Source organism: Acinetobacter legionensis, from assembly GCF_048552295.1.
GTDB lineage: Bacteria > Pseudomonadota > Gammaproteobacteria > Pseudomonadales > Moraxellaceae > Acinetobacter.
On the sequence record NZ_JBIMCW010000006.1, the window covers coordinates 21,786 to 42,126 of the forward strand.

Here is a 20,341-nt window from a genome sequence, read left to right on the forward strand (position 1 = left end):
TAATTTAGTATGTATTACGCAATTTACAAATCAGTTTAAATAATAAGAATGCAACGCCAAAACTCCACACAAAATTTACCACAATCCCAATACTTTGATCGATAACACTGGCCTTGTTGGCTAAATTAATCACGGGGTTATCTGTCAAAGAAACAGCCAGTGTCCCCCATGCTCCACAAACACCATGTACCACAACAACTTCACGAATATGTTTAGAATCAATCCAATAAGCCAAAAAACGAGGTAAATATATGGTCAATAAGCCTGAGACTAAGCCAATAATCAATGCTGAAGATAAATTCACCAAGCCACAGCTTGCCGTTATCGCAACTAAACCACCTAAAGCACCTTTAATCATTTCAACCCATGAAATAATTTTATTATTCAATACCAAAGAAAAAACTAAGGATGCAACCATTGCCCCAAAGAGTGCAGCAAAAGCATTGACAACAATTAACCCAATATCCGCATAAAATGCCGAGATATAAACCACATTTAAACCTGACCACGCCAGCCAAAGAATAAAACCAGCCAATGCCAAAGATAAAATCTTATAATCCTCAAAGATTAAATCTTTTTTTAAGATTTCTTGTCGGTCGTGAGGTTTTAAGGTTAAATATCCCGCCAAAACGATCCAAGCCGCAGTGGAATGCACCACAGTTGATCCTGCAAAATCAATAAAGCCTAATTCTTTTAACCAGCCCTTGCCAAATAAGATATTGCCCCAGGTCCAGCTACTAAAGAACGGAAAGATCACACCTGCGATCATTAAACCGGTTATCCAGTTTACAAATAAAGGAACTTTACTCGGAATCACTCGTCCAACTACAGTGGTTATTGTCGTGGCCATCAAAGTATAAAAAAACAATAAATTCCAATGCCAGCCATGTAGCATGCCATTCATATATTTTTCGGTGTAGGCATCACCTGCAAGGAGAATTTTTGCGCAGAAGAAACCAAAAATAAGCGTTCCTAAAATTGCTGAAATATAATTAACCAATAATGCGGAAATTGACTTATAGGTATTTTCATATCCGCCTTCAACTACAGCAAAACCAGCTTGCATCAGAATGACAAATATTCCACCAAAGAATAAAAGCTCGTAGTTGGTAATGAGATTAAAAGCAGCAAGATCACTTTCTAAGCTTGAAGCAAAACTAAAATTTGGATAAAAAAATATGATGCAAATTAAGCTGATGAAGTATTTAAATCGCACTATATAATTAATCCTAACCTATCGCTTTTTCATCGCTTTAAATTCACAATAATTAGTATTTTCGCTACTTAATTATCATTTAATTTATCAAGTATAGAGAATTTCATGGAGAAATAAACTAATTTTTATGTAAAAAATATAGCTTCCAAAGTACACACGACTAGCAAGATTGTTTGTTCGTGATCGAGTACTATTTATTTTTATTTAAAGATAAGCAGCTTACATTTAACTGGATTTATTAAATAATGCCGATTTGCAATACAGGTGGCTTAAGGTTGAAAAATTTCAACACTTAGACGTATAGATGCCACACTCCAATATGGAATAACGTTGTTGCAATTTATATGTTATGCTGAATGAAAACGTCTATACGGTCTTTAATTAGCCATGTTGAATGATTTGAATCTGTGGAAATGCAAAACCCTTACAGGATAATTCAGAACGCCATGCCACCGTAAGCATAACTCGGCTCAGCTGGAGATTTTGATAGGCAAAGCTGCCCAATAACGGATGCGTAGAGATCCCACCATCATTCATCACATGCACTCCAGTATTTAGCTCATTTAGACTCAAACGAATCCCTAGGCCCGATGCTTTTAAAATCGCCTCTTTTGTGGTCCACACCTTAAACCAAAAAGTAGGATCAAAGTCTAACGCTTGCCAAGCCTGATATTCTTGGGGATGAAAAGCATGTTTAGCTAAAGCCTCAAAGCGCACCTTTCTATCTAAGTCCTCAACATCTACACCCAAATCTTGGATCTGCTGGCTACTCGCCAAAGCATAATGGTGCTGGCTATGTGAATGATTCACGTGAAACTTTGGATAATCAATTAAATAGGGTTTACCAAAATCTGTTTTTTCAAAAGAGTGGTTACTGATTTCAACTGAAAAAATATCGGACAATAATTGGTTTCTATATTGATAGATCGCCTGTTTCAGTTCTTGGATCTGCCCCTTTCGATCGATCGAATGGTAAGTCGGAAGAATATTTTGAATAGAATTAACATCCAATTGAATAATACGATTCACAATCCATTCCCAAACATTTTTCATTATCTTAAATCAAAAAAACCCAAAGATCACTTTGGGTTTTAATGTGTTCAACGCTAAATTTAGCTTCTAAATTTCTTTTCAGCCTTTTTAAATTTCTGTACATAACGACGACGACGTGCTGCAACACGCTCATCAATTTGAGATTTACGGCCTTCAAATGGATTTTCAGCTGTTTTAAAGTCAACGCGAACCGGTGTACCTTCAAGGTTATACACTTTACGGAAGACATTTTCTAAATAACGACGATAATCCGCAGGGGTCTTATCAACCTTATTACCATGAATCACAATCGTTGGTGGATTTTGTCCACCCATGTGGGCATAACGCATTTTAATACGTTTACCACTGATCATTGGCGGTTGATGTGCTTCAGTTGCATCATTCAAAATCTGGGTTAATTTTGCAGGTGAAACTTTTAAGTGGGATGAATCATAAGCACGGTGAATAGTTGGATACATCTCCCCCACACCTGTTCCATGTAAAGCAGAAATCAAATGCACTTTTGCCCAAGGAATAAAGTCAAAACGACGATCAACATCTAATTTACATTGTTTGCGATCATACTCTGTCATGTTGTCCCATTTGTTAATGGCGATCACCATGGCACGACCAGCTTCGAGTGCATAACCGATCAAATGTAGATCTTGTTCAACCACACCTTCACGTGCATCTAAAACCACTACAATGACATGCGCATCTTTAATCGCTTGTAGGGTTTTTACGATTGAGAATTTCTCAATCATCTCATCAACTTTACCTTTACGACGTACACCAGCAGTGTCGATCAAGGTATATTGACGACCATCACGCTCAAACGGAATATAAATCGAGTCACGAGTTGTACCTGGTTGGTCAAAAGCGACAACACGATCTTCACCTAACAAACGGTTAACCAAAGTAGATTTTCCGACATTTGGACGACCAATAATTGCTAAACGTAGACCTGTTGCCTTATCGTGTTCTTCTGGGTTTTCATCTTCAGGGACATCCACCAAGATATCCTCAAGCATTTGTTGAACACCACGGCCATGACTTGCCGCAACTTGTAAGGGTTCACCCATACCAAGTTTATAAAATTCAACTAATGCAGCTTCAGCGTGCACACCATCGACTTTGTTGGCAACCAAGTAAACCTTTTTACCAAGTGTACGCAATTCACGGGCAATCTGCTCATCAGAAGCCAGTAGCCCAGCCCGTGCATCGACAACAAAAACAATAATATCAGCTTCATTAATCGCAGTTTTGGACTGCTCTGCCATATATGAGTCGATACCACCTTCATTTTCACCGATACCCCCAGTATCAACGACAATGAAAGATTTATTTTCATAAGTTGCATCACCATATTTACGATCTCGGGTAAGACCAGCAAAATCAGCAACGAGTGCATCACGGCTCTTGGTAATCTGGTTGAATAACGTTGATTTGCCGACGTTTGGACGACCAATGAGCGCAATTACGGGTTTCATAAAATAACCTTTATTCAAGATCAGCCAGTATGACTGGTCTGAACATCAGAAATGTATAGGAAGAAGAATAGGAAAAACCTAAAATAAAAACACGGGGTATTGATTTTCAATCACCCCGTGTATGGAATTCATACGGATTGCTCTATTTTAACACAAGACTAAAAAAATAGAGAATCCTAATCGTGTCTGTTGATTAACTGTTAACGACTTTGCCAGATACTCATAGCACCTTTGCGTGTCGAAACATAAACTTGATTGTCAATCACTCTCAAAGTACGGACTTCACCACTGGTTTTAGCACGCCCTAAAGTTGTTCCAGTATTTGGATCAATTTGATGTAAATAACCATCTAAATCACCCACAACAAGATTTGAACCGAGCAATACAGGGTTGCTTAAGTTACGATTGAGCAGTTGCTCATTTTTCCAAAGTTGCTGACCTGTAATCAAGTCATAAGCAATAATCTGACCATCAGTTTGCGATACGATGACTTTACCATCAGTCACTTCTGGACGGTTGATACTGCTTGAGTTTTCACTCCACAAAACGCGTTGTGAAGCCAAATCTAGAACAGTGACTTGACCTTGGAAACTTGTCGTAACCACATACTGTCCTGAAACAACAGGCTCACTGTCCACATCAATCAAACGCTGAATATCAGAACGCCCTTCAGATACCGCAACACGACGTTGTAAACGCGGTACACCCGCAAGGCTATCTATTGCAAAAATATAGCCAGTAGAGGTACCGATAAGCACTGTACGTGGATCTAGACTAACTGGAGTGGCTTGGCCTCTTAAGCTAAATGAAGCGCTTGGTAATTTATAAGTCCACGCTTGCTGACCTGTCGCAACATCTAAGGCATAAACTGTACCGTCATTTGCAACCACAATCACACGACCAGACTGAATTAAAGCAGAACTGATAATTGCTCCCGACAATTGCGCAGACCATTTGGTCCCACCTGTCGCTTGATCTAATGCAAAAACATGCCCTTTTTGGTTACCCACAATAACCACACCATCTGCCGCTTCAACACCAGAACTTAAGCCGTCTTTGGTCACTTTAGCATTCCATAGACGCTGTTTACCTTTATAGGCAGCCACTTCGCCTTTTGGATCTAAAGCAAACACAACACCATTGTCTGTATCTAAACGTAGACGTAATGCATCTTCACTGCTGGTCGAAGATACACTGGTCGAAAATACTTGAACCAAGCTCGAGGCTTGTGCAACTTTAGGCAGTGGATTAGGCTTAATCTTCACTTCTTTCGTCTTATTACTTGAACAGCCGATTAAAGCGATTGATAAGATTGCTAAAGCAAAAGGTATTTTAAAATTTCTATCCATTAAGACTCATCCACTTGTGTTGCTAAAATTGGGCGTTCAAGATCAGGATCTTCTACTAATACGCCAACACTTTCGAGTTTAATTTGTAAAATTTGACGTTCTTGTTTACGTTCAACGACCGCATTCCATGCTGCTTGATACGATTTTTTTGCATTTTCGGTGTCATTTTTTGCCACATAAATATCACCTTTCAACTCGTCAGCACTGGCCTGAAAAGCAGGATCATTCACAGCTGACAAGGTTTTCAAAGCTTCATCAAACTTCTTTTGCGCCAATTGTGCATCGGCAAGTTTTATTTTTACAACTTGTAACAAACCAGCATCTTTAATTTTAGAATTTTCAACTTTTTTGAGTTCACGCTCAGCCAATGCATAATCATTTTTATCGTAAGCAACTTTTGCCATGACAATTTGTGCTTGGATCGCTTGAACTGAATCAGGATTATCTTTCACAATTTTATCTGCTGATGCGACTAAAGCTGCAGTAACTTTAGCATCCCCATTAGCTGCTCTCGCCTCATCCATCAATTGCTGAACTTTGGCTGTCTCATTTTGATTTTCAGCCAGAGTTTTCTTTTGCCAATATTCCCAACCGAAAAAGGCAATCAATGCAATGAGGACACCTGTCACCATAGCTGAGCCATATTTCTTAAAAAATGACTTCACACTATCCAGTTGCTCATCATCAGTCATTGCACTCATTTGACTCCCCTTTTCCTTATGATTATCGGCTTATTTTGACGAAAATTTTTCTATGAAGAAAGGCACAATTTCAGTGACCTTAATTTCATATTGTTCTGCTGTCGCAAGTTCTTTGACTAAAACTTGTAGTGCTTCAGCCTCACGCTCTCCAAAGATCAAAGCATAGATAGCACCAGATTGGTCTGCTTTCTTCATTTGACTCTTCATTGAACCCTGTGAACCTGTTTTCAAACGAATTGTACTATTTAGAGCTTCAAGTTGATCACGAATTTTTTCAGCCAATACCAAAGCCTGACCTTGTGTTGCTGGATCTGATACCAAGAATAACTCGCATTCACGCACTGGCGTATTATCTTCAACTTGTTCAAGAAGCAATAATAAACGCTCCATACCCATGGCAAAACCAACTGCGGGCACAGATTGATCCGGCTTACCTTTAAGCTGTCCAACCAAACCATCATAACGACCTCCCGCACATACTGTTCCTTGAGAACCTAAATGTGTGGTTGTCCATTCAAAAACAGTTTTGTTGTAATAGTCTAAACCGCGCACTAATTTTTGATTGATGACAAACTCAATACCCGCATTAGTTAAATACTGTTGCAATTGAGCAAAATGATTCAAACTTTCTTCTTTTAAGAAATCATGCAATTTTGGTGCATTTTCAAGAATTTGCTGAGTTCGAATATCTTTTGAATCTAAAATTCGTAATGGATTGGTGGTTAAACGACGTTGTGAATCTTCATCCAAATCAGCGTGATGTGCTGTAAGGAACTCAACCAACGCAGCACGATACTCTGCACGTTCATCCGACTCCCCCAACGTATTCAATTCAAGTTGAACTTTATCCGCAACACCCATGCGTTTCCATAAACGCGCAGTCATAAGAATCAGTTCAGCATCTTGATCAGGTGTCGCCACACCAAAAGTTTCCACACCAAATTGGTGAAACTGACGATAACGACCTTTTTGCGGTTTTTCATAACGGAACATCGGTCCAACATACCACACACGCGGATTTGCACCACGGAGTAAGTTATGTTCCAACATCGCACGTACACAACCCGCTGTGCCTTCTGGACGCAAAGTTAAAGATTCAGGTGGATTACCCTTATCGAAGAAAGTGTACATTTCTTTCTCAACGATATCAGTGGCATCACCAATTGAACGCTTAAATAAGTTGGTATGTTCAACCACTGGCAAACGGATTTGCTGATAACCGTATGCATCCATAAGCGATGCTAAGTGCTGCTCAAGACGTCTCCACGCAGGTGTTTGCGATGGAAGAAAGTCATTAAAACCTTTAATTGCGACAATTGAACTCATGATGAACTACGAATAATCTCTTTAGCTTTAGCTTTTTCAAGCTCTTGAACACGTTGACGAACCATGCTTTCGATTTCATCAACCAACTGATTTGTATCTATTAAGTGACTCTTTTCGCCATTACGATACACGAGTGAGCGCGGGCTTGCACCGACTATACCAATATCAGCTTCTTTTGCTTCACCCGGACCGTTGACTTTACAACCAATGACAGACACATCCATTGGGGTACGAATATCTTCTAACCGTTCCTCTAAAGCCTGCATCACTTTAATCACGTTAAACTCTTGACGTGAACAGCTTGGACAAGCAATAAAGTTAATCCCATTTGACCGAAGGCTCAGAGATTTTAAAATATCAAAACCAATTTTTACTTCTTCTTCAGGCTCAGCTGCCAATGATATACGCATGGTGTCACCAATGCCATCCAACAGCAAACCACCTAAAGCAATCGCAGATTTCACTGAACCGGTACGATAAATCCCAGCTTCAGTTACACCTAAATGTAATGGATTATCAATTTGAGCAGATAATAAGCGATAAGCATCCATTGTTAAAAATACATTTGATGCTTTTACTGAAATTTTAAACTCATGGAAATTTAAACGATCCAATATATCGATATGACGCATTGCAGATTCAAGTAAAGCCTGACCTGTTGGTTCACCATATTTCTTTTGGATATCTTTTTCTAAAGACCCTGCATTGACACCAATACGCATGGAAATATCATGATGACGTGCAGCTGCAACAACTTCACGAATCTTAGCTTCAGAACCAATATTACCCGGATTGATTCGTAAACAATCCGCACCCATATCGGCAACTTTCAAAGCGATCTTATAATCGAAATGAATATCTGCAACCAATGGTACAGTGACACGTTTACGAATTTCACCAAAAGCTTCAGCAGCTTCCATAGTCGGTACAGAAACACGCATGATGTCCGCACCCACATCCGCACAGCGTTGAATCTGCGCAACTGTTGCATCTACATCACAGGTTTCAGTATTGGTCATACTTTGAATACTGATAGGTGCATCACCACCGACATACACCGAACCTACACGTATTTTACGAGTGGGACGGCGCTTGATTGGATTCTCAATCATGATCTTATCTACTCTTGCCCATTAACGTGACAAACGGAATTCTGCTTTTCCGTTCACTGTATATGGAGACAATGAAATCTGTTCATTATTAAGGCTTAATGACACAGCAGTTGCATCATCAAGACGAATTTGGAATGGTGATTGGCCATTGACAGTTAAAGCAGCCGACTGACGACCAGTCGCCAAAACTTTTCCTGTACTATCTACGATATGTACAGAAGTAGGATGACTGAAATTCAACACCATTTGATCACCTGAAGTTGCTGTAGAATTGTTTAAATTCAACACTTCTACTTCTGATTCTTGTGGTTTGCTATCTACATCAGTACTTTTACCCGATGTTATTTTTTGAATTCCAGCAATCACAGCCCAAATCACAGCAATCGCAACAATGGCAATTAAAATTCGCTTTAGCCACTTTTTATTACGATCACTGTTTGAGCCAGGCAGTTTCCCCATAATTTTGATTGGGGAATTGTTCAATGCATGATTTGGTAAAAGCCCTGTATCATTTTGATAAATTTCATCAAAACGCTGAATGACTACTGTTGCATCAACACCTAAAAACTTGGCATATGAACGATAATAACCTTTAATAAAGGTTGCTTCTGGCAAAGACTTATACTCATCTTGTTCCAATGCTTGTAAGGTTTTTACAGGCATTTTTAGTTCGTTTGCAACATCTTTAATGTCTAGGTTCTTGGAGACTCGAATTTGACGCAAGTACTCACCTGGACGTTGAACATTTCCTAAGCCATTAGATGCTACGTTTGAACCTGTAGGTTGCTGTGAATTAGGATTTACTTCCATACGGCCTCAGTACTGTACTGTAATTGCAGATAACGTTGATATTCTTTACTGTCCGGGAATAATGCACGTAGTTGGTTCACCAACACTTGCATTCCCATCTGATCATTATTGGCACGTGCAATACGTAAACCAATCCAAAGTGCTCTAGCACCTTGTTTGTCCTGACCTACTAAACGAACATATTGCTCATAGAGTTGACTTGCTTGTACACTTTTTTGTTGCAAATAGAAAATCTCTGATAACTCTACCAGAGAAATAATCGAATCGCGATTGACTTGTAAAGCTTGTTTGAATGCTTTTTCAGCATTTGCCACATCACCTACTTTTAAATAAACTCGACCTAGATTTTCTAAAGCTTTGTAACGTTGGTCATAACCAAGCGTAGTACCAGCTATACTCAACTGTTCTATCGCATCATTATAGCGCTCAGTAACAAATAAATATGTTCCATAATTATTACGAGCTTGTGCATTTTTTGAGTCACTGGAAATCGCACGCTTAAAATAGCCATCCGCTTTTTCCAGACTAATCTTACTTCCTTCTTGTTGCAGTAAGACACCCATCATCATATTTGCCGCTGAATCACGTGAATCAGTTTCTAAAGCTTGATCTAATGCACGTTTTGCAGCATCTAAATCACCTGTACGGATATATTCAGCAGCAAGCTGAGTACGTACTTTAACGGCTTTTTCAGGATCTTTTTTTATTATTGTGTCTGAATTTGTCGTTTGACAACCCTGTACGACCAATGCAGATAAACCAATTGCCAATATTACAACTGCTTTTTGATACATCGATTTTCTCAAAGTCAGCCCCTGCTTATTTGTTGATATAAATGTATGCCTACAAATCTTTAAGCTTATGAACGGATAATCTCACCACGTTCAGCAACTTTCTTTTTCCACTGCTCTGCACGACGGGTACGATCTGCCACTTGCCCGACCAACTGCCCACACGCCGCATCAATATCATCACCACGTGTCTGACGAATCGTACACACAAAACCTGCATCAGACAAAGTTTTTTGGAAAGAAATAATACGATTTCGACTTGAACGGCCATATGGCGCATGCGGAAAAGGATTGAATGGAATTAAATTAATTTTACTTGGTAAGTTTTTCAGTAACTTAATCATTTGCTGTGCATGTTCAGGATGATCATTCACACCCTCCAACATTACATATTCAATGGTGACATGTTTACGAGAACTTTCATTACCATCTTTGGCAATATAACGCTGACATGCAGCAATTAATTGTGCTAATGGATATTTTTTATTAATCGGCACCAATTCATTACGTAATTCATCATTTGGCGCATGTAAAGAAATCGCCAAAGCCACATCTATATCTTGTGCCAATTGGTCAATTTTGGGTACAACACCTGAGGTTGATAATGTAACTCGACGTTTAGACATTCCGTAAGCGAAATCATCTAACATGATATTCATTGAGCTCAATACAGCGTCATAATTGAGTAATGGCTCACCCATTCCCATCATCACCACATTGGTTACCGAGCGCTCACGTTCAGCAACAGGTACTTCTTCCATATAAGAATAGTTGGCCACCCATAACTGTCCAATGATCTCATCAGGGGTTAAATCACGCTGAAAACCTTGTTTTCCAGTTGAACAAAATGAGCAATCTAAAGCACAGCCCACTTGTGATGAAATACACAGTGTTTTACGTAAACCTGTTTTATCTTCTGCCGGAATCAATACCGTTTCAACCAAAGAGCCCGCACCATCGCCAACACGGAATACCCACTTACGGGTTCCATCTTTCGAATAGTTACGATGCACTACTTCCGGCGCTTTGATTTCACAAATTCTTTCTAGTTTTTCACGCAACTTTCCTGAAATATTGGTCATTTCAGCAAAATCAGTGATAAAAAATTGATGCATCCATTTCATTACCTGCCCAGCACGGAATTTTTTCTCGCCGATTTCTTCGAAGAATTTTTCCAATTGCGGACGTGACATGCCAAGTAAATTCACTTTCTGCACATTTGCAGTCTGAATACGATCAGCCTGTGCAGATTTTGATGATGCAGGCTGCTGTTCATCTAGATTTAACGATGAAGCGACAACTTCAGAATTCATGGGGATTACCTAAATCATGCCGTAGTAATAAAACATATTGACCAATATTTAGCCAAATAAAGCAACAAAAATAAAAAAACCAGACAAGTAGTATATCACCTATCTGGTTTCGGGTCTGTTATCAATTCATAAATCGGAGATTTATTCGTATAGAAAAAAAGACCCTAGATACGTCGAATTAACGAGTACGTGGGCAAACTTCAGTTTGAGCGAAGAAGTAATTTACTTCACGGTCAGCAGATGCAACTGAGTCAGAACCATGCGCAGCATTTTCATCGATGCTTACAGCGAAATCTGCACGGATTGTACCAGGAGCAGCTTCTTTAGGGTTTGTAGCACCAAGAATTTCACGGTGAGCAAGAACTGCGTTTTCACCTTCAAGAACAGATACTACAACAGGACCAGAAGTCATGAATGCAACAAGGTCACCAAAGAAACCACGTTCTTTATGCTCAGCATAGAAACCTTCAGCTTCTGCTTTAGAAAGGTGTTTCATTTTAGTCGCAACGATTTTAAGACCAGCTTTTTCGAAACGAGCAAAGATGTCACCAATGTGGTTTTTAGCAACTGCATCTGGTTTTACGATAGATAAAGTACGTTCAATAGCCATGAGTGGCTCCTTTAGTCAAATTGACACGAAAATTTGGGCGCATTATACCGAATAATGAACAATTTTCTGCTTTTAATCTGTAAAAAATTTGGATTTTTCGATGCGCTGTGACGTTTAGCATCATTCAGCAACATCTCAAGCCATTAATTCGCTTCATCAATCCATGCCATTTGAATGGCTTCTAGCAGACCTTCAGTCGATTTGGTTGGATCATCACTAAATTCTGGCAATGCACAAATCCATGCATGCATATCGGTAAAACGCACCCATTGTGGATCCACATCTGGATGCGTTTCACTGAGTTCAATTGCGATATCAATTGTATCTGTCCAACGTAAGCCCATATCAGGTCTTCCTTTGCTCAATTTAATTCTGCTACTGTATCAAATCTCAATTCATTCAGAAATAAATCATTCTAGACATTTACAAGATTCACCACGGATTCAAGCGTTTAATTTACAAGACGGATTGAATTGAGTCAGTTATTCAAAGTTAAAACCTTGATGATCAAAATCATCAGATTCTTTAAAAATAAAATTACAGACCAGCAGTAAGTAAACCATCATAACATCACTCCTAAATATGGTGCGCTTAACACAATCAAACTCGCGACACTTGCACCAATCAGTGCGCCAACAATGACATCGCTTGGATAATGCAGACCTAAAACCATCCGCGATAACGCCACAAGAATGGTAAAAGGCATCATAATAAACAACATCACTGGCTGAATATAACCAAACACAATTGTGACCATGACCGCATGTAACGTATGACCTGACGGAAAGCTAAAATGATCCAATGGTCGTTCACCCAGAATAATGACTTGATGAACTTGATAAGGTCGTGGTCGCACTGTTTTATGCTTTAAGAACTTATAAATTCCTGTTCCTAAAAGTCCCATAACAACGACATAAAGAAGTTGCAGACCATAGATCCAGCTTTTTTGTAGCCAAATCAGAACCAACATTGCGCACCAGAAAGGACCATCTCCCAAACGGCTCACAGTTTTAAAGAACGTCGCAATACTTTGGGTATGCGATAAATTATTGAGATATAAACAACCTCTAAGGTCGAGATCGAGCATTTTTATTTTGGTATTTTTAAAATTCATTTTCCACTCTCCTCTCATTATTTGAGATGAACTAGGTCAGTCGTTTTGCATACTGCGTTACCTGGTATAGTGCTTCTTCGAATTGTTGTACGGGATGTTGCCATCCGATGCTTTGCACATCATGCATCGCTTGTTGCCCGAAACGTTTGAGTGTGCTGTTATCTGGAATATCTAATACATGTTGAGTGAATTGCTTGATGTCTCCAATTGGACATAACCAGCCATTCTGTGCATGTCTGCCATGAAGTTGAGCACAGGCATAGTCATAAGCAATAATCGGTAAACCACTCGCCATCGCTTCGATAACGACATTCCCAAAGGTTTCTACTTGACTTGCAAAAACAAAAACATTTGCACTCGCATAGGCTTCAGCAAGTTGTGTGCCAGTTAGACTGCCCATAAAAATCACATGTTCAGCACCGGGCATTTTTTCTAAACGACCACGATCTGGACCATGCCCTACCAGCACCAACTTTACTTTTCGTTGTGCTTGTTGTCGCAGTTCAGAATAGGCATCAATCACCACATTGACTTCTTTTTCAGAAGACAAACGCCCAACATAGATCAAGACTGTGGTGTCTTCATCTGCACCCCACTGTTGTCTCAACTGTTCGGAGTAGCGTTGTGATGAAAACCGTTCAGTATCAATTCCTCGCCCGACCACAACCAATGGACAGGTCACACCAAACTCACGTAATGCTTGTTCTGTATCACGGCTTGGCACACAGGTCAGTTGCGTTGCGTTATGGAACCATCTCAAATAACTTTGAATTGGTTTGACCAAGAATGCTAAATCAAAGAAACGGCTAAATTCTTGGAATTGTGAATGAAAACCACTTGATACCGGAATTCGTCGTGTCTTTGCCGCATGCAGCGCAGTAAAGCCTAAAGGCCCTTCAGTCACGATATGCACCACATCAGGTGAAAATGCTGAAATCGCTTGAGAGACTTTTAGAAATTGGGGCCAGCCAAACTTCATGTCTGGATATTTCGGAATTGATTGCCCAGTCACCAAACACTCTTTATTTGGGCTAAAGTCTTGACATTGGGTCTTTTGTGCAGGGCGAATTAGTAATATTTTATGGCCTTGGTTTTGTAAGCCTTTACACAGTTGCATTAAAGACAAAGCAACACCATTGATTTCTGGTGGCCATGTTTCAGTCACGATTGCAATTTTTAGTCGAGGTCGGGATAAGTCACGAATAAGCTGGTCTTTATTCGTATCGATTTTTTTCTTGTTTGGATTAAAATAAAATTTAAAGTTATCGGGAAAATCTTGTTGTTTAAATTGCAAGGTGTTCGCGTACGGTTTATTCATACGATACCTAATCTCTTCATTTTTGAATAGATTAGGCTAAGTTTTTGACATTTTAATGATTATTTCGTGACGTTTCTTTTACAATATGACATGTACTTAGCTTACTCCTTAGAATATTACACACTTAAAAAGTAAAACTCATGAAAATTTATGTATATACAGCAATGCTTTCCAGCATTTTATTGACTACAAATTGCTTTGCAAAAGAAGACTGTTCGATCAGCACTTTACAACTTAAGCAAGAGTCTTCCATAACACAACACTTCTTTACAGGGACGTGCCATTATAGAAATCAAGAATTTTCCTTAGCCGCCACCCAATGGGCGAAAACAATTCAAATTAGACCCGTAAATGCAAAATTTAATCAGCTCCAAATTGACAGCATGAATAATCTAGGCTTTTTATTATTTTATGGATTTGGTGTAACCCAAAATCGTCAAAGAGCACTAACACTTTGGCATACAGCATCGGACTTAGGACAAACTGAATCTACTTTCCATCTATGCCATGCCTACGCTGAACCAGAAGATCGAGTTTATAATTATCAAAAAGCGCAACAATATTGCCCACAGGCCTTAAAGCACTATGCAACTAAAAAAGGAGGAGAATCAGAAAAACAAATGATTGTGAAATATATCCAACAACTCAACAACGCGACAAAATTGAATTAAAAACTTAGTTCAAATATTTATTCAAATCCAATAACAAATATGGATTTCACTAAGCCTCGCTTTAAAACTTAGCCTTGTAAAATCTATCATTGTGCTTGTAACAACAAAATCAGTTTTGTATAGCAATACGATTTAACAAACCATTCTGAACTTGATAAAGCTGTCCATTACCAAAATCAATTTGTTGTTTTTCACCATGTAAACTTGGGAAACCAACAATTTTTTCCAGTTGCGGAGAACGTTGAAATTGCTGTGTTTTCGGATTGTACATCCAGTAAATATAGCGTTTATCATCAACTGTACGACCTTGTGACAAGTCCGACACAATGACATCATAATAACCATCAAAATTAATATCCATATAGCCAATACTGTTTGGATAACCGCTAAAACCTGACAAGCTCTGTACCACTGTATTGTTGGTTTTATTTAATACATCAACACGTTTTAAGGTTTTTCCATAAGGACTATTAGCATCATCCTGACCATAAAATTTAAAGATAAAAACAGGTTTATTGCTGACTTTAAAAGCAGGCTCAAACTGTATCGACTGCCAAGCAGTATTTGGTTTCTTTAACAATGCTGCTTTAAACACGCCTGTATTTGCATTCAATAAACCAGTTAATTGATCACTACCATTTGCAGAAGAATCTGAATCAGCAGTGATCGACTTTAAATCCAACTGATCAGCTTTTTGTGTCCCTTTAAAATCTGTTGTTGTACCATCCATTAAATCGGTCAACACACCATGCGGATGAGCAACCCCCGCATAAAGGTTCATAAAGTATCGACCTTCACTCGACTTGAGCATACGTTGCATCGATACGCGTACGCCACTCAACGGTTTTAGCGCAGTGTTGGTCGAAGTGGACTGCGTTTCAGCAAAACTAAAGCATGAAATAGACAAAGTCGTCATTGCGATGAGAAGTTTAGATTTCATGCTTGAATACCACGTTTAACCATAATCAATAATGTGTAATTTATCACAAAATAAATTTTTGTTAGTTAAAAATTGCTACTCTAAAGATGACTTTAAAAAGCGCGATTTAGACGCGACCAATTGGCTGCTTGGCAACATGACCTTTTTTATTTAACTCCTCAGTGTACTTTAATTCATTACATGCTTTTGCGTTCGAGGGATCAAGCTTTAAGACTTTATAAAATATTGAGTAGCTTCATCCTGTTGATTTAATTCAATCAAACTCAACCCTAAACTCCATCCTACCCTCTGTTGAATCGCCAATCTTTTTTCTTCAGGCTCAAGCAAATACAGATGCTGTTCAGCAACTTTAAAACTTTCCAATGACGCTTGCCACAGCTTTTGTGCTTGCTGAATAAAGCCTGCCTCTTTTAAATACTCCCTATTGAAAGGTGATAGCGTTAAAGCACGTTTTAACTTAACTTGAGCATTTTTTAGATCATTCATTTCAATAAACGCATAAGCGACTTGAAAATATAAATCAGCCCAACAAGCTGAAAAACTCGAATATTTTTTGCTTTCCCATATCAAATGTTAGGTATTGCAAGGTTTCAGCTGTTCCATTGGCAGCCTAGAGAGTGTCTTGGCTACTGTTTTGGTATTTTTCAAAATACTGAATTGCAGTCTGTAATGCTGCGATGACCTGTTGTGGATGAGCCGCATTTAAAGACTGTTTGGCTTTTTCTAAAGTATTGTGCGCAATCTTTTCATCGAGTAATTTATTTTGTGTATTTTGAAGCTGATTATGATTCTGCCTAGGCTTTTGCATAGAATCATCAACACTCACGTTCTGTGCATATACTGGATATATAGCACAACAGCCAAGCATACTGATGCTGACTAAATACATATTTAATGTCATGTTTTATTTTCTTTTTTTATTATTAATTTTAGCTAAAGTAAAACATAAAAAAAACCCACTCAAAAGAGTGGGCTTCGATAAAAACTAAAAATTAGTTCTTTTCTTTGTCTACGATTTTGTTGGCTTGAATCCAAGGCATCATCGCGCGTAATTTACCGCCAGTCACTTCAATACCGTGAGCTGCGTTTTGACGGCGGCGAGCTGTCATAGATGGATAGTTCAATGCACCTTCTTGGATGAACATCTTCGCATATTCACCTGATTGGATACGTTTAAGTGCATTACGCATCGCTTCACGTGATTGCTCGTTGATAACTTCAACGCCAGTCACATATTCACCATATTCAGCATTGTTAGATACTGAATAGTTCATGTCTGCAATACCGCCTTCAAACATTAAATCAACGATTAATTTAAGTTCGTGCAAGCACTCGAAATAAGCCATTTCAGGTGCATAACCCGCTTCAACAAGCGTTTCATAACCCATTTTAACCAATTCAACAGCACCACCACAAAGTACTGCTTGCTCACCAAATAAGTCAGTTTCAGTTTCTTCACGGAATGAAGTTTCGATGATACCTGTACGACCACCACCTACACCTGAAGCGTAAGAAAGTGCAACGTTACGTGCATTACCAGAAGCATCTTGATGAATCGCGATAAGATCAGGTACACCTGAACCACGTTGGAATTCTGAACGTACAGTATGACCTGGTGCTTTTGGTGCAACCATGATCACGTCTAAATCTTTACGTGGCACAACTTGGTTATAAAGTACAGCGAAACCATGTGCAAATGCTAAAGTCGCACCTTCTTTGATGTTTGGTTCGATCACATCACGATAAAGCTGTGATTGAAACTCATCTGGTGTCAAGATCATCACTAAATCAGCTTGAGCAACAGCAGCTGGAACTTCAGCAACTTTAAGGCCTGCATTTTCAGCTTTTTTCCAAGAAGTAGAACCAGCACGTAAACCAACAGTAACGTCTACACCTGAGTCTTGAAGGTTTTGCGCGTGAGCATGACCTTGTGAACCATAACCAATGATCGCTACTTTTTTACCTTGGATGATAGATAAGTCGCAGTCTTTATCATAAAAAATTTGCATTGCTGTCTCCGCTAAAATGCTGTGTTTCCTCTTCCTATCCTGAAGATTATTGTTTTGAATCTTCTAGTCTAAGTCCCTCTCCTATTGCGAGGAGAGGTTATACATGAGGGAATAAAAAATCAAATAATTAATTACTGGTTGGGGTGCAACTAAAGTGAAAGAACTTTTTCACCACGAGCAATACCTGATACACCAGAACGAACAACTTCTAAAATTGTGTTTTCTGCAAGTGCATCAATAAAGCCATCAATTTTTTCAGTTGTACCCGCAATCTGAATAGTATAAGTCGTTGGTGTAACATCAACCACTTGAGCACGAAAGATATCCGCTGTGCGTTTAATTTCAGCACGTGCAGAACCCAAGGCTTTAACTTTAATCAGCATCAGCTCACGCTCAATGTGCGCGCCCTCTGATAAATCAACCACTTTAACCACTTCAACCAATTTATTCAGCTGTTTGGTGATTTGCTCAATTTTATGGTCATCACCATAAGTAGTTAATGTCAAACGTGACATGGTTGGATCTTCAGTTGGTGCGACATTTAAAGTTTCAATGTTATAACCACGTTGAGAGAACAACCCCACTAAACGAGAAAGCGCACCAGCTTCGTTTTCAACGAGTACAGAAATAATATGTCTCATTCAGTACGCTCCCCTTTAGACAACCACATATCTTGCATAGATTGACCTGCGATAAGCATTGGATATACATGCTCGGTACGATCAACCATCACGTTAATGAATACACATTTATCGTTAATCGCCATTGCTTCTCTAAGCTTAGATTCAAGCTCATCCGCATGGTCAATCTGGATACCTACATGACCGTAGGCTTCCATCAATTTTGGAAAATCTGGTAATGACTCAACATAAGAACTTGAATGACGTCCTTCATAGTTCATATCTTGCCATTGTTTCACCATACCCAAAGCACGGTTATTCAAGCAGAGAATTTTCACATTTAAGCCATATTGCTTACATGTAGAAAGTTCTTGGATACACATCTGAATCGATGCTTCACCAGTGATACACACCACTTGTTGATCTGGAAATGCAAGTTTCGCAGCCATGGCATAAGGTAAACCCACACCCATTGTGCCTAGACCACCTGAGTTGATCCATTGACGTGGACGTTTGTATTTGTAATACATCGCACCAAACATTTGATGCTGACCAACATCAGAAGTAATGATCGCTTCACCATTGGTTACTTTGTCTAATACTTCAACCACTTGTTGTGGTTTCATCACGCCATTTTCACCTGGCGCATAACGCAAACCATGTACTTTGCGCCATTCATTGATTTGTGACCACCATGCCGAGATTTCTTCAGGGTTTGGTTTAGAAACATTCATTTGTTTCAATTGAACCAACATCTCTTGAAGTACTGGCTCTACCGCACCCACGATTGGGATATGCGCCATAATGGTTTTTGAAATCGTCGCTGGGTCGATATCAATATGAATCACTTTTGCGTTGGTACAAAACTTCGCTGGATTATTGGTTACACGGTCATCAAAACGTGCACCGATCGCCAAGATAACATCAGCATTATGCATACTCATATTAGCTTCATATGTACCATGCATACCCAACATACCCAAGAATTGCTCATCATCGCCAGGGAATGCACCCAAACCCATCAGCGTATTGGTCACTGGGTAATTCAACAAATGCGCCAATTCAGTCAGTAATGCAGAAGCATTGCCCTGAACAACACCACCACCCGTATAAATCACAGGGCGTTTGGCATTAATAAGCTCATCAATAGCTTTACGAATTTGACCAGAATGACCTCGGTGAGGTGGCTGATAAGAGCGCATCTTCACTTTTTCAGGATATTCATAAGCAAATTTGTCGACAGGATTAGTAACATCCTTCGGAATATCAACCACAACAGGACCCGGACGACCTGAAGCAGCAATATAAAATGCTTTTTTAATAACGGCAGGAATTTCACTTGCATGACGCACTTGGAAACTATGTTTTACAATCGGACGAGAAATACCGACCATATCTGTTTCTTGGAATGCATCTTCACCAATAAGATGGCTGGCAACCTGTCCAGACAAAATCACCATTGGGATTGAGTCCATATAAGCTGTAGCGATTGGTGTTACAGTGTTGGTTGCGCCAGGTCCAGAAGTGACCAGTACTACACCTGTTTTACCAGTCACACGTGAGTAAGCATCTGCCATATGACCAGCAGCTTGCTCATGACGTACGAGGTAATGATTGATTTTATCTTGTTTAAATAGCGCATCATAAATATGTAATACTGCGCCGCCTGGATATCCAAAAACATGTTCAACGCCTTCGTCCGCCAATGCACGAACGAGCATTTCACCACCAGATAAAAGTTCCAACGTATTCACCCTAATCTTTATTCCACAGCGCTATGGGAGACACAGACTGTGTTTCATTCATTGATTGTGCGCTCTGTTATAGCACACATATTTACTAGTTTTTGCAGCAATAAAAAAATAAATCGTCACGCAGCTGTTTGAGCTGTATGAATCACTGAAATATGTTGGGATAAA

21 protein-coding genes are annotated in these 20,341 nt (G+C 39.3%); 1 reads left to right on the plus strand and 20 read right to left on the minus strand.

Annotated features, from left to right (window positions below; all coding sequences use genetic code 11):
* Nucleotides 1-4 precede the first annotated feature (4 nt).
* The 14 genes from ACG916_RS06330 to ACG916_RS06395 form a co-directional block, all read right to left on the minus strand.
* Nucleotides 5-1,216, minus strand: a complete 1,212-nt coding sequence (locus ACG916_RS06330) for an ammonium transporter (protein WP_419327663.1) — start codon at nucleotides 1,214-1,216, stop codon at nucleotides 5-7.
* Between the two features lie 381 nt (nucleotides 1,217-1,597).
* Nucleotides 1,598-2,269: a 4'-phosphopantetheinyl transferase family protein gene (locus ACG916_RS06335; RefSeq protein WP_419330225.1), complete on the minus strand. Its 672-nt coding sequence runs from the start codon at nucleotides 2,267-2,269 to the stop codon at nucleotides 1,598-1,600.
* A gap of 59 nt (nucleotides 2,270-2,328) precedes the next feature.
* Complete coding sequence (gene der, locus ACG916_RS06340) at nucleotides 2,329-3,738, minus strand: ribosome biogenesis GTPase Der (protein ID WP_004725892.1); 1,410 nt, start codon at nucleotides 3,736-3,738, stop codon at nucleotides 2,329-2,331.
* A gap of 200 nt (nucleotides 3,739-3,938) precedes the next feature.
* Nucleotides 3,939-5,087, minus strand: a complete 1,149-nt coding sequence (gene bamB / locus ACG916_RS06345; protein WP_336953559.1) for an outer membrane protein assembly factor BamB — start codon at nucleotides 5,085-5,087, stop codon at nucleotides 3,939-3,941.
* Entirely contained in the window at nucleotides 5,087-5,788 is a 702-nt protein-coding gene (locus tag ACG916_RS06350) for a YfgM family protein (RefSeq protein WP_336953558.1), read from the minus strand. Before ACG916_RS06350 ends, bamB begins: the two co-directional genes overlap by 1 nt.
* Nucleotides 5,789-5,818: 30 nt before the next feature.
* Complete coding sequence (hisS, locus tag ACG916_RS06355; RefSeq protein ID WP_419327665.1) at nucleotides 5,819-7,114, minus strand: histidine--tRNA ligase; 1,296 nt, start codon at nucleotides 7,112-7,114, stop codon at nucleotides 5,819-5,821.
* On the minus strand, nucleotides 7,111-8,226 hold the full coding sequence (gene ispG / locus ACG916_RS06360) for a flavodoxin-dependent (E)-4-hydroxy-3-methylbut-2-enyl-diphosphate synthase (RefSeq protein WP_004725885.1): 1,116 nt from the start codon (nucleotides 8,224-8,226) through the stop codon (nucleotides 7,111-7,113). The genes hisS and ispG overlap by 4 nt, the downstream gene beginning before the upstream one ends.
* Nucleotides 8,227-8,247: 21 nt before the next feature.
* Nucleotides 8,248-9,036 carry a helix-turn-helix domain-containing protein gene (locus ACG916_RS06365; RefSeq protein ID WP_336953556.1) on the minus strand — a complete coding sequence of 263 codons (789 nt, stop codon included), beginning with the start codon at nucleotides 9,034-9,036 and terminating at the stop codon, nucleotides 8,248-8,250.
* A complete protein-coding gene (pilW, locus tag ACG916_RS06370) occupies nucleotides 9,027-9,830 on the minus strand; it encodes a type IV pilus biogenesis/stability protein PilW (RefSeq protein ID WP_336953555.1) in 804 nt (267 codons plus the stop codon). Before pilW ends, ACG916_RS06365 begins: the two co-directional genes overlap by 10 nt.
* Before the next feature lie 65 nt (nucleotides 9,831-9,895).
* Complete coding sequence (gene rlmN, locus ACG916_RS06375; RefSeq protein ID WP_419327666.1) at nucleotides 9,896-11,140, minus strand: dual-specificity RNA methyltransferase RlmN; 1,245 nt, start codon at nucleotides 11,138-11,140, stop codon at nucleotides 9,896-9,898.
* Nucleotides 11,141-11,318: 178 nt separating this feature from the next.
* Nucleotides 11,319-11,750, minus strand: coding sequence for a nucleoside-diphosphate kinase (gene ndk / locus ACG916_RS06380; protein WP_004725878.1), 432 nt, complete (start codon nucleotides 11,748-11,750; stop codon nucleotides 11,319-11,321).
* Nucleotides 11,751-11,893: 143 nt separating this feature from the next.
* Nucleotides 11,894-12,094 (minus strand): Fe-S cluster assembly protein IscX, encoded by a 201-nt coding sequence (gene iscX / locus ACG916_RS06385; RefSeq protein WP_419327667.1) that lies wholly within the window; start codon nucleotides 12,092-12,094, stop codon nucleotides 11,894-11,896.
* 218 nt (nucleotides 12,095-12,312) lie between these two features.
* On the minus strand, nucleotides 12,313-12,864 hold the full coding sequence (locus ACG916_RS06390; protein WP_004725875.1) for a phosphatase PAP2 family protein: 552 nt from the start codon (nucleotides 12,862-12,864) through the stop codon (nucleotides 12,313-12,315).
* Between the two features lie 31 nt (nucleotides 12,865-12,895).
* Nucleotides 12,896-14,182: a glycosyltransferase family 4 protein gene (locus ACG916_RS06395; RefSeq protein ID WP_336953553.1), complete on the minus strand. Its 1,287-nt coding sequence runs from the start codon at nucleotides 14,180-14,182 to the stop codon at nucleotides 12,896-12,898.
* Nucleotides 14,183-14,322: 140 nt separating this feature from the next.
* On the opposite strand from ACG916_RS06395, the gene ACG916_RS06400 reads away from it, so the two are divergent.
* Nucleotides 14,323-14,853, plus strand: a complete 531-nt coding sequence (locus tag ACG916_RS06400) for an SEL1-like repeat protein (protein ID WP_336953552.1) — start codon at nucleotides 14,323-14,325, stop codon at nucleotides 14,851-14,853.
* A 109-nt stretch (nucleotides 14,854-14,962) separates the two neighbouring features.
* On the opposite strand, the gene ACG916_RS06405 is transcribed toward ACG916_RS06400, so the two are convergent.
* The 6 genes from ACG916_RS06405 to ACG916_RS06430 all read right to left on the minus strand — a co-directional run bounded on the left by ACG916_RS06405 (nucleotide 14,963) and on the right by ACG916_RS06430 (nucleotide 20,167).
* Nucleotides 14,963-15,793, minus strand: coding sequence for an XAC2610-related protein (locus tag ACG916_RS06405; protein ID WP_419327668.1), 831 nt, complete (start codon nucleotides 15,791-15,793; stop codon nucleotides 14,963-14,965).
* 207 nt (nucleotides 15,794-16,000) lie between these two features.
* The gene (locus ACG916_RS06410; RefSeq protein ID WP_419327669.1) at nucleotides 16,001-16,279 is read right to left on the minus strand and encodes a hypothetical protein; all 279 of its coding nucleotides are present in this window, start codon (nucleotides 16,277-16,279) and stop codon (nucleotides 16,001-16,003) included.
* A gap of 124 nt (nucleotides 16,280-16,403) precedes the next feature.
* On the minus strand, nucleotides 16,404-16,694 hold the full coding sequence (locus ACG916_RS06415) for a hypothetical protein (protein ID WP_419327670.1): 291 nt from the start codon (nucleotides 16,692-16,694) through the stop codon (nucleotides 16,404-16,406).
* Between the two features lie 91 nt (nucleotides 16,695-16,785).
* Entirely contained in the window at nucleotides 16,786-17,802 is a 1,017-nt protein-coding gene (gene ilvC, locus ACG916_RS06420; RefSeq protein WP_004725869.1) for a ketol-acid reductoisomerase, read from the minus strand.
* A 149-nt stretch (nucleotides 17,803-17,951) separates the two neighbouring features.
* On the minus strand, nucleotides 17,952-18,443 hold the full coding sequence (ilvN, locus tag ACG916_RS06425; protein ID WP_004725868.1) for an acetolactate synthase small subunit: 492 nt from the start codon (nucleotides 18,441-18,443) through the stop codon (nucleotides 17,952-17,954).
* Nucleotides 18,440-20,167, minus strand: coding sequence for an acetolactate synthase 3 large subunit (locus tag ACG916_RS06430; protein WP_336953549.1), 1,728 nt, complete (start codon nucleotides 20,165-20,167; stop codon nucleotides 18,440-18,442). The genes ilvN and ACG916_RS06430 overlap by 4 nt, the downstream gene beginning before the upstream one ends.
* Nucleotides 20,168-20,341: the final 174 nt, after the last annotated feature.

Bases quoted from the DNA above. Each gene is read 5' to 3' on its own strand.
- ACG916_RS06335 (WP_419330225.1), bottom strand. From the start codon at position 2,269: ATGAAAAATGTTTGGGAATGGATTGTGAATCGTATTATTCAATTGGAT.
- der (WP_004725892.1), bottom strand. From the start codon at position 3,738: ATGAAACCCGTAATTGCGCTCATTGGTCGTCCAAACGTCGGCAAATCA.
- bamB (WP_336953559.1), bottom strand. From the start codon at position 5,087: ATGGATAGAAATTTTAAAATACCTTTTGCTTTAGCAATCTTATCAATC.
- ACG916_RS06350 (WP_336953558.1), bottom strand. From the start codon at position 5,788: ATGAGTGCAATGACTGATGATGAGCAACTGGATAGTGTGAAGTCATTT.
- hisS (WP_419327665.1), bottom strand. From the start codon at position 7,114: ATGAGTTCAATTGTCGCAATTAAAGGTTTTAATGACTTTCTTCCATCG.
- ispG (WP_004725885.1), bottom strand. From the start codon at position 8,226: ATGATTGAGAATCCAATCAAGCGCCGTCCCACTCGTAAAATACGTGTA.
- ACG916_RS06365 (WP_336953556.1), bottom strand. From the start codon at position 9,036: ATGGAAGTAAATCCTAATTCACAGCAACCTACAGGTTCAAACGTAGCA.
- pilW (WP_336953555.1), bottom strand. From the start codon at position 9,830: ATGTATCAAAAAGCAGTTGTAATATTGGCAATTGGTTTATCTGCATTG.
- rlmN (WP_419327666.1), bottom strand. From the start codon at position 11,140: ATGAATTCTGAAGTTGTCGCTTCATCGTTAAATCTAGATGAACAGCAG.
- ndk (WP_004725878.1), bottom strand. From the start codon at position 11,750: ATGGCTATTGAACGTACTTTATCTATCGTAAAACCAGATGCAGTTGCT.
- iscX (WP_419327667.1), bottom strand. From the start codon at position 12,094: ATGGGCTTACGTTGGACAGATACAATTGATATCGCAATTGAACTCAGT.
- ACG916_RS06390 (WP_004725875.1), bottom strand. From the start codon at position 12,864: ATGAATTTTAAAAATACCAAAATAAAAATGCTCGATCTCGACCTTAGA.
- ACG916_RS06395 (WP_336953553.1), bottom strand. From the start codon at position 14,182: ATGAATAAACCGTACGCGAACACCTTGCAATTTAAACAACAAGATTTT.
- ACG916_RS06400 (WP_336953552.1), top strand. From the start codon at position 14,323: ATGAAAATTTATGTATATACAGCAATGCTTTCCAGCATTTTATTGACT.
- ACG916_RS06405 (WP_419327668.1), bottom strand. From the start codon at position 15,793: ATGAAATCTAAACTTCTCATCGCAATGACGACTTTGTCTATTTCATGC.
- ACG916_RS06410 (WP_419327669.1), bottom strand. From the start codon at position 16,279: ATGAATGATCTAAAAAATGCTCAAGTTAAGTTAAAACGTGCTTTAACG.
- ACG916_RS06415 (WP_419327670.1), bottom strand. From the start codon at position 16,694: ATGACATTAAATATGTATTTAGTCAGCATCAGTATGCTTGGCTGTTGT.
- ilvC (WP_004725869.1), bottom strand. From the start codon at position 17,802: ATGCAAATTTTTTATGATAAAGACTGCGACTTATCTATCATCCAAGGT.
- ilvN (WP_004725868.1), bottom strand. From the start codon at position 18,443: ATGAGACATATTATTTCTGTACTCGTTGAAAACGAAGCTGGTGCGCTT.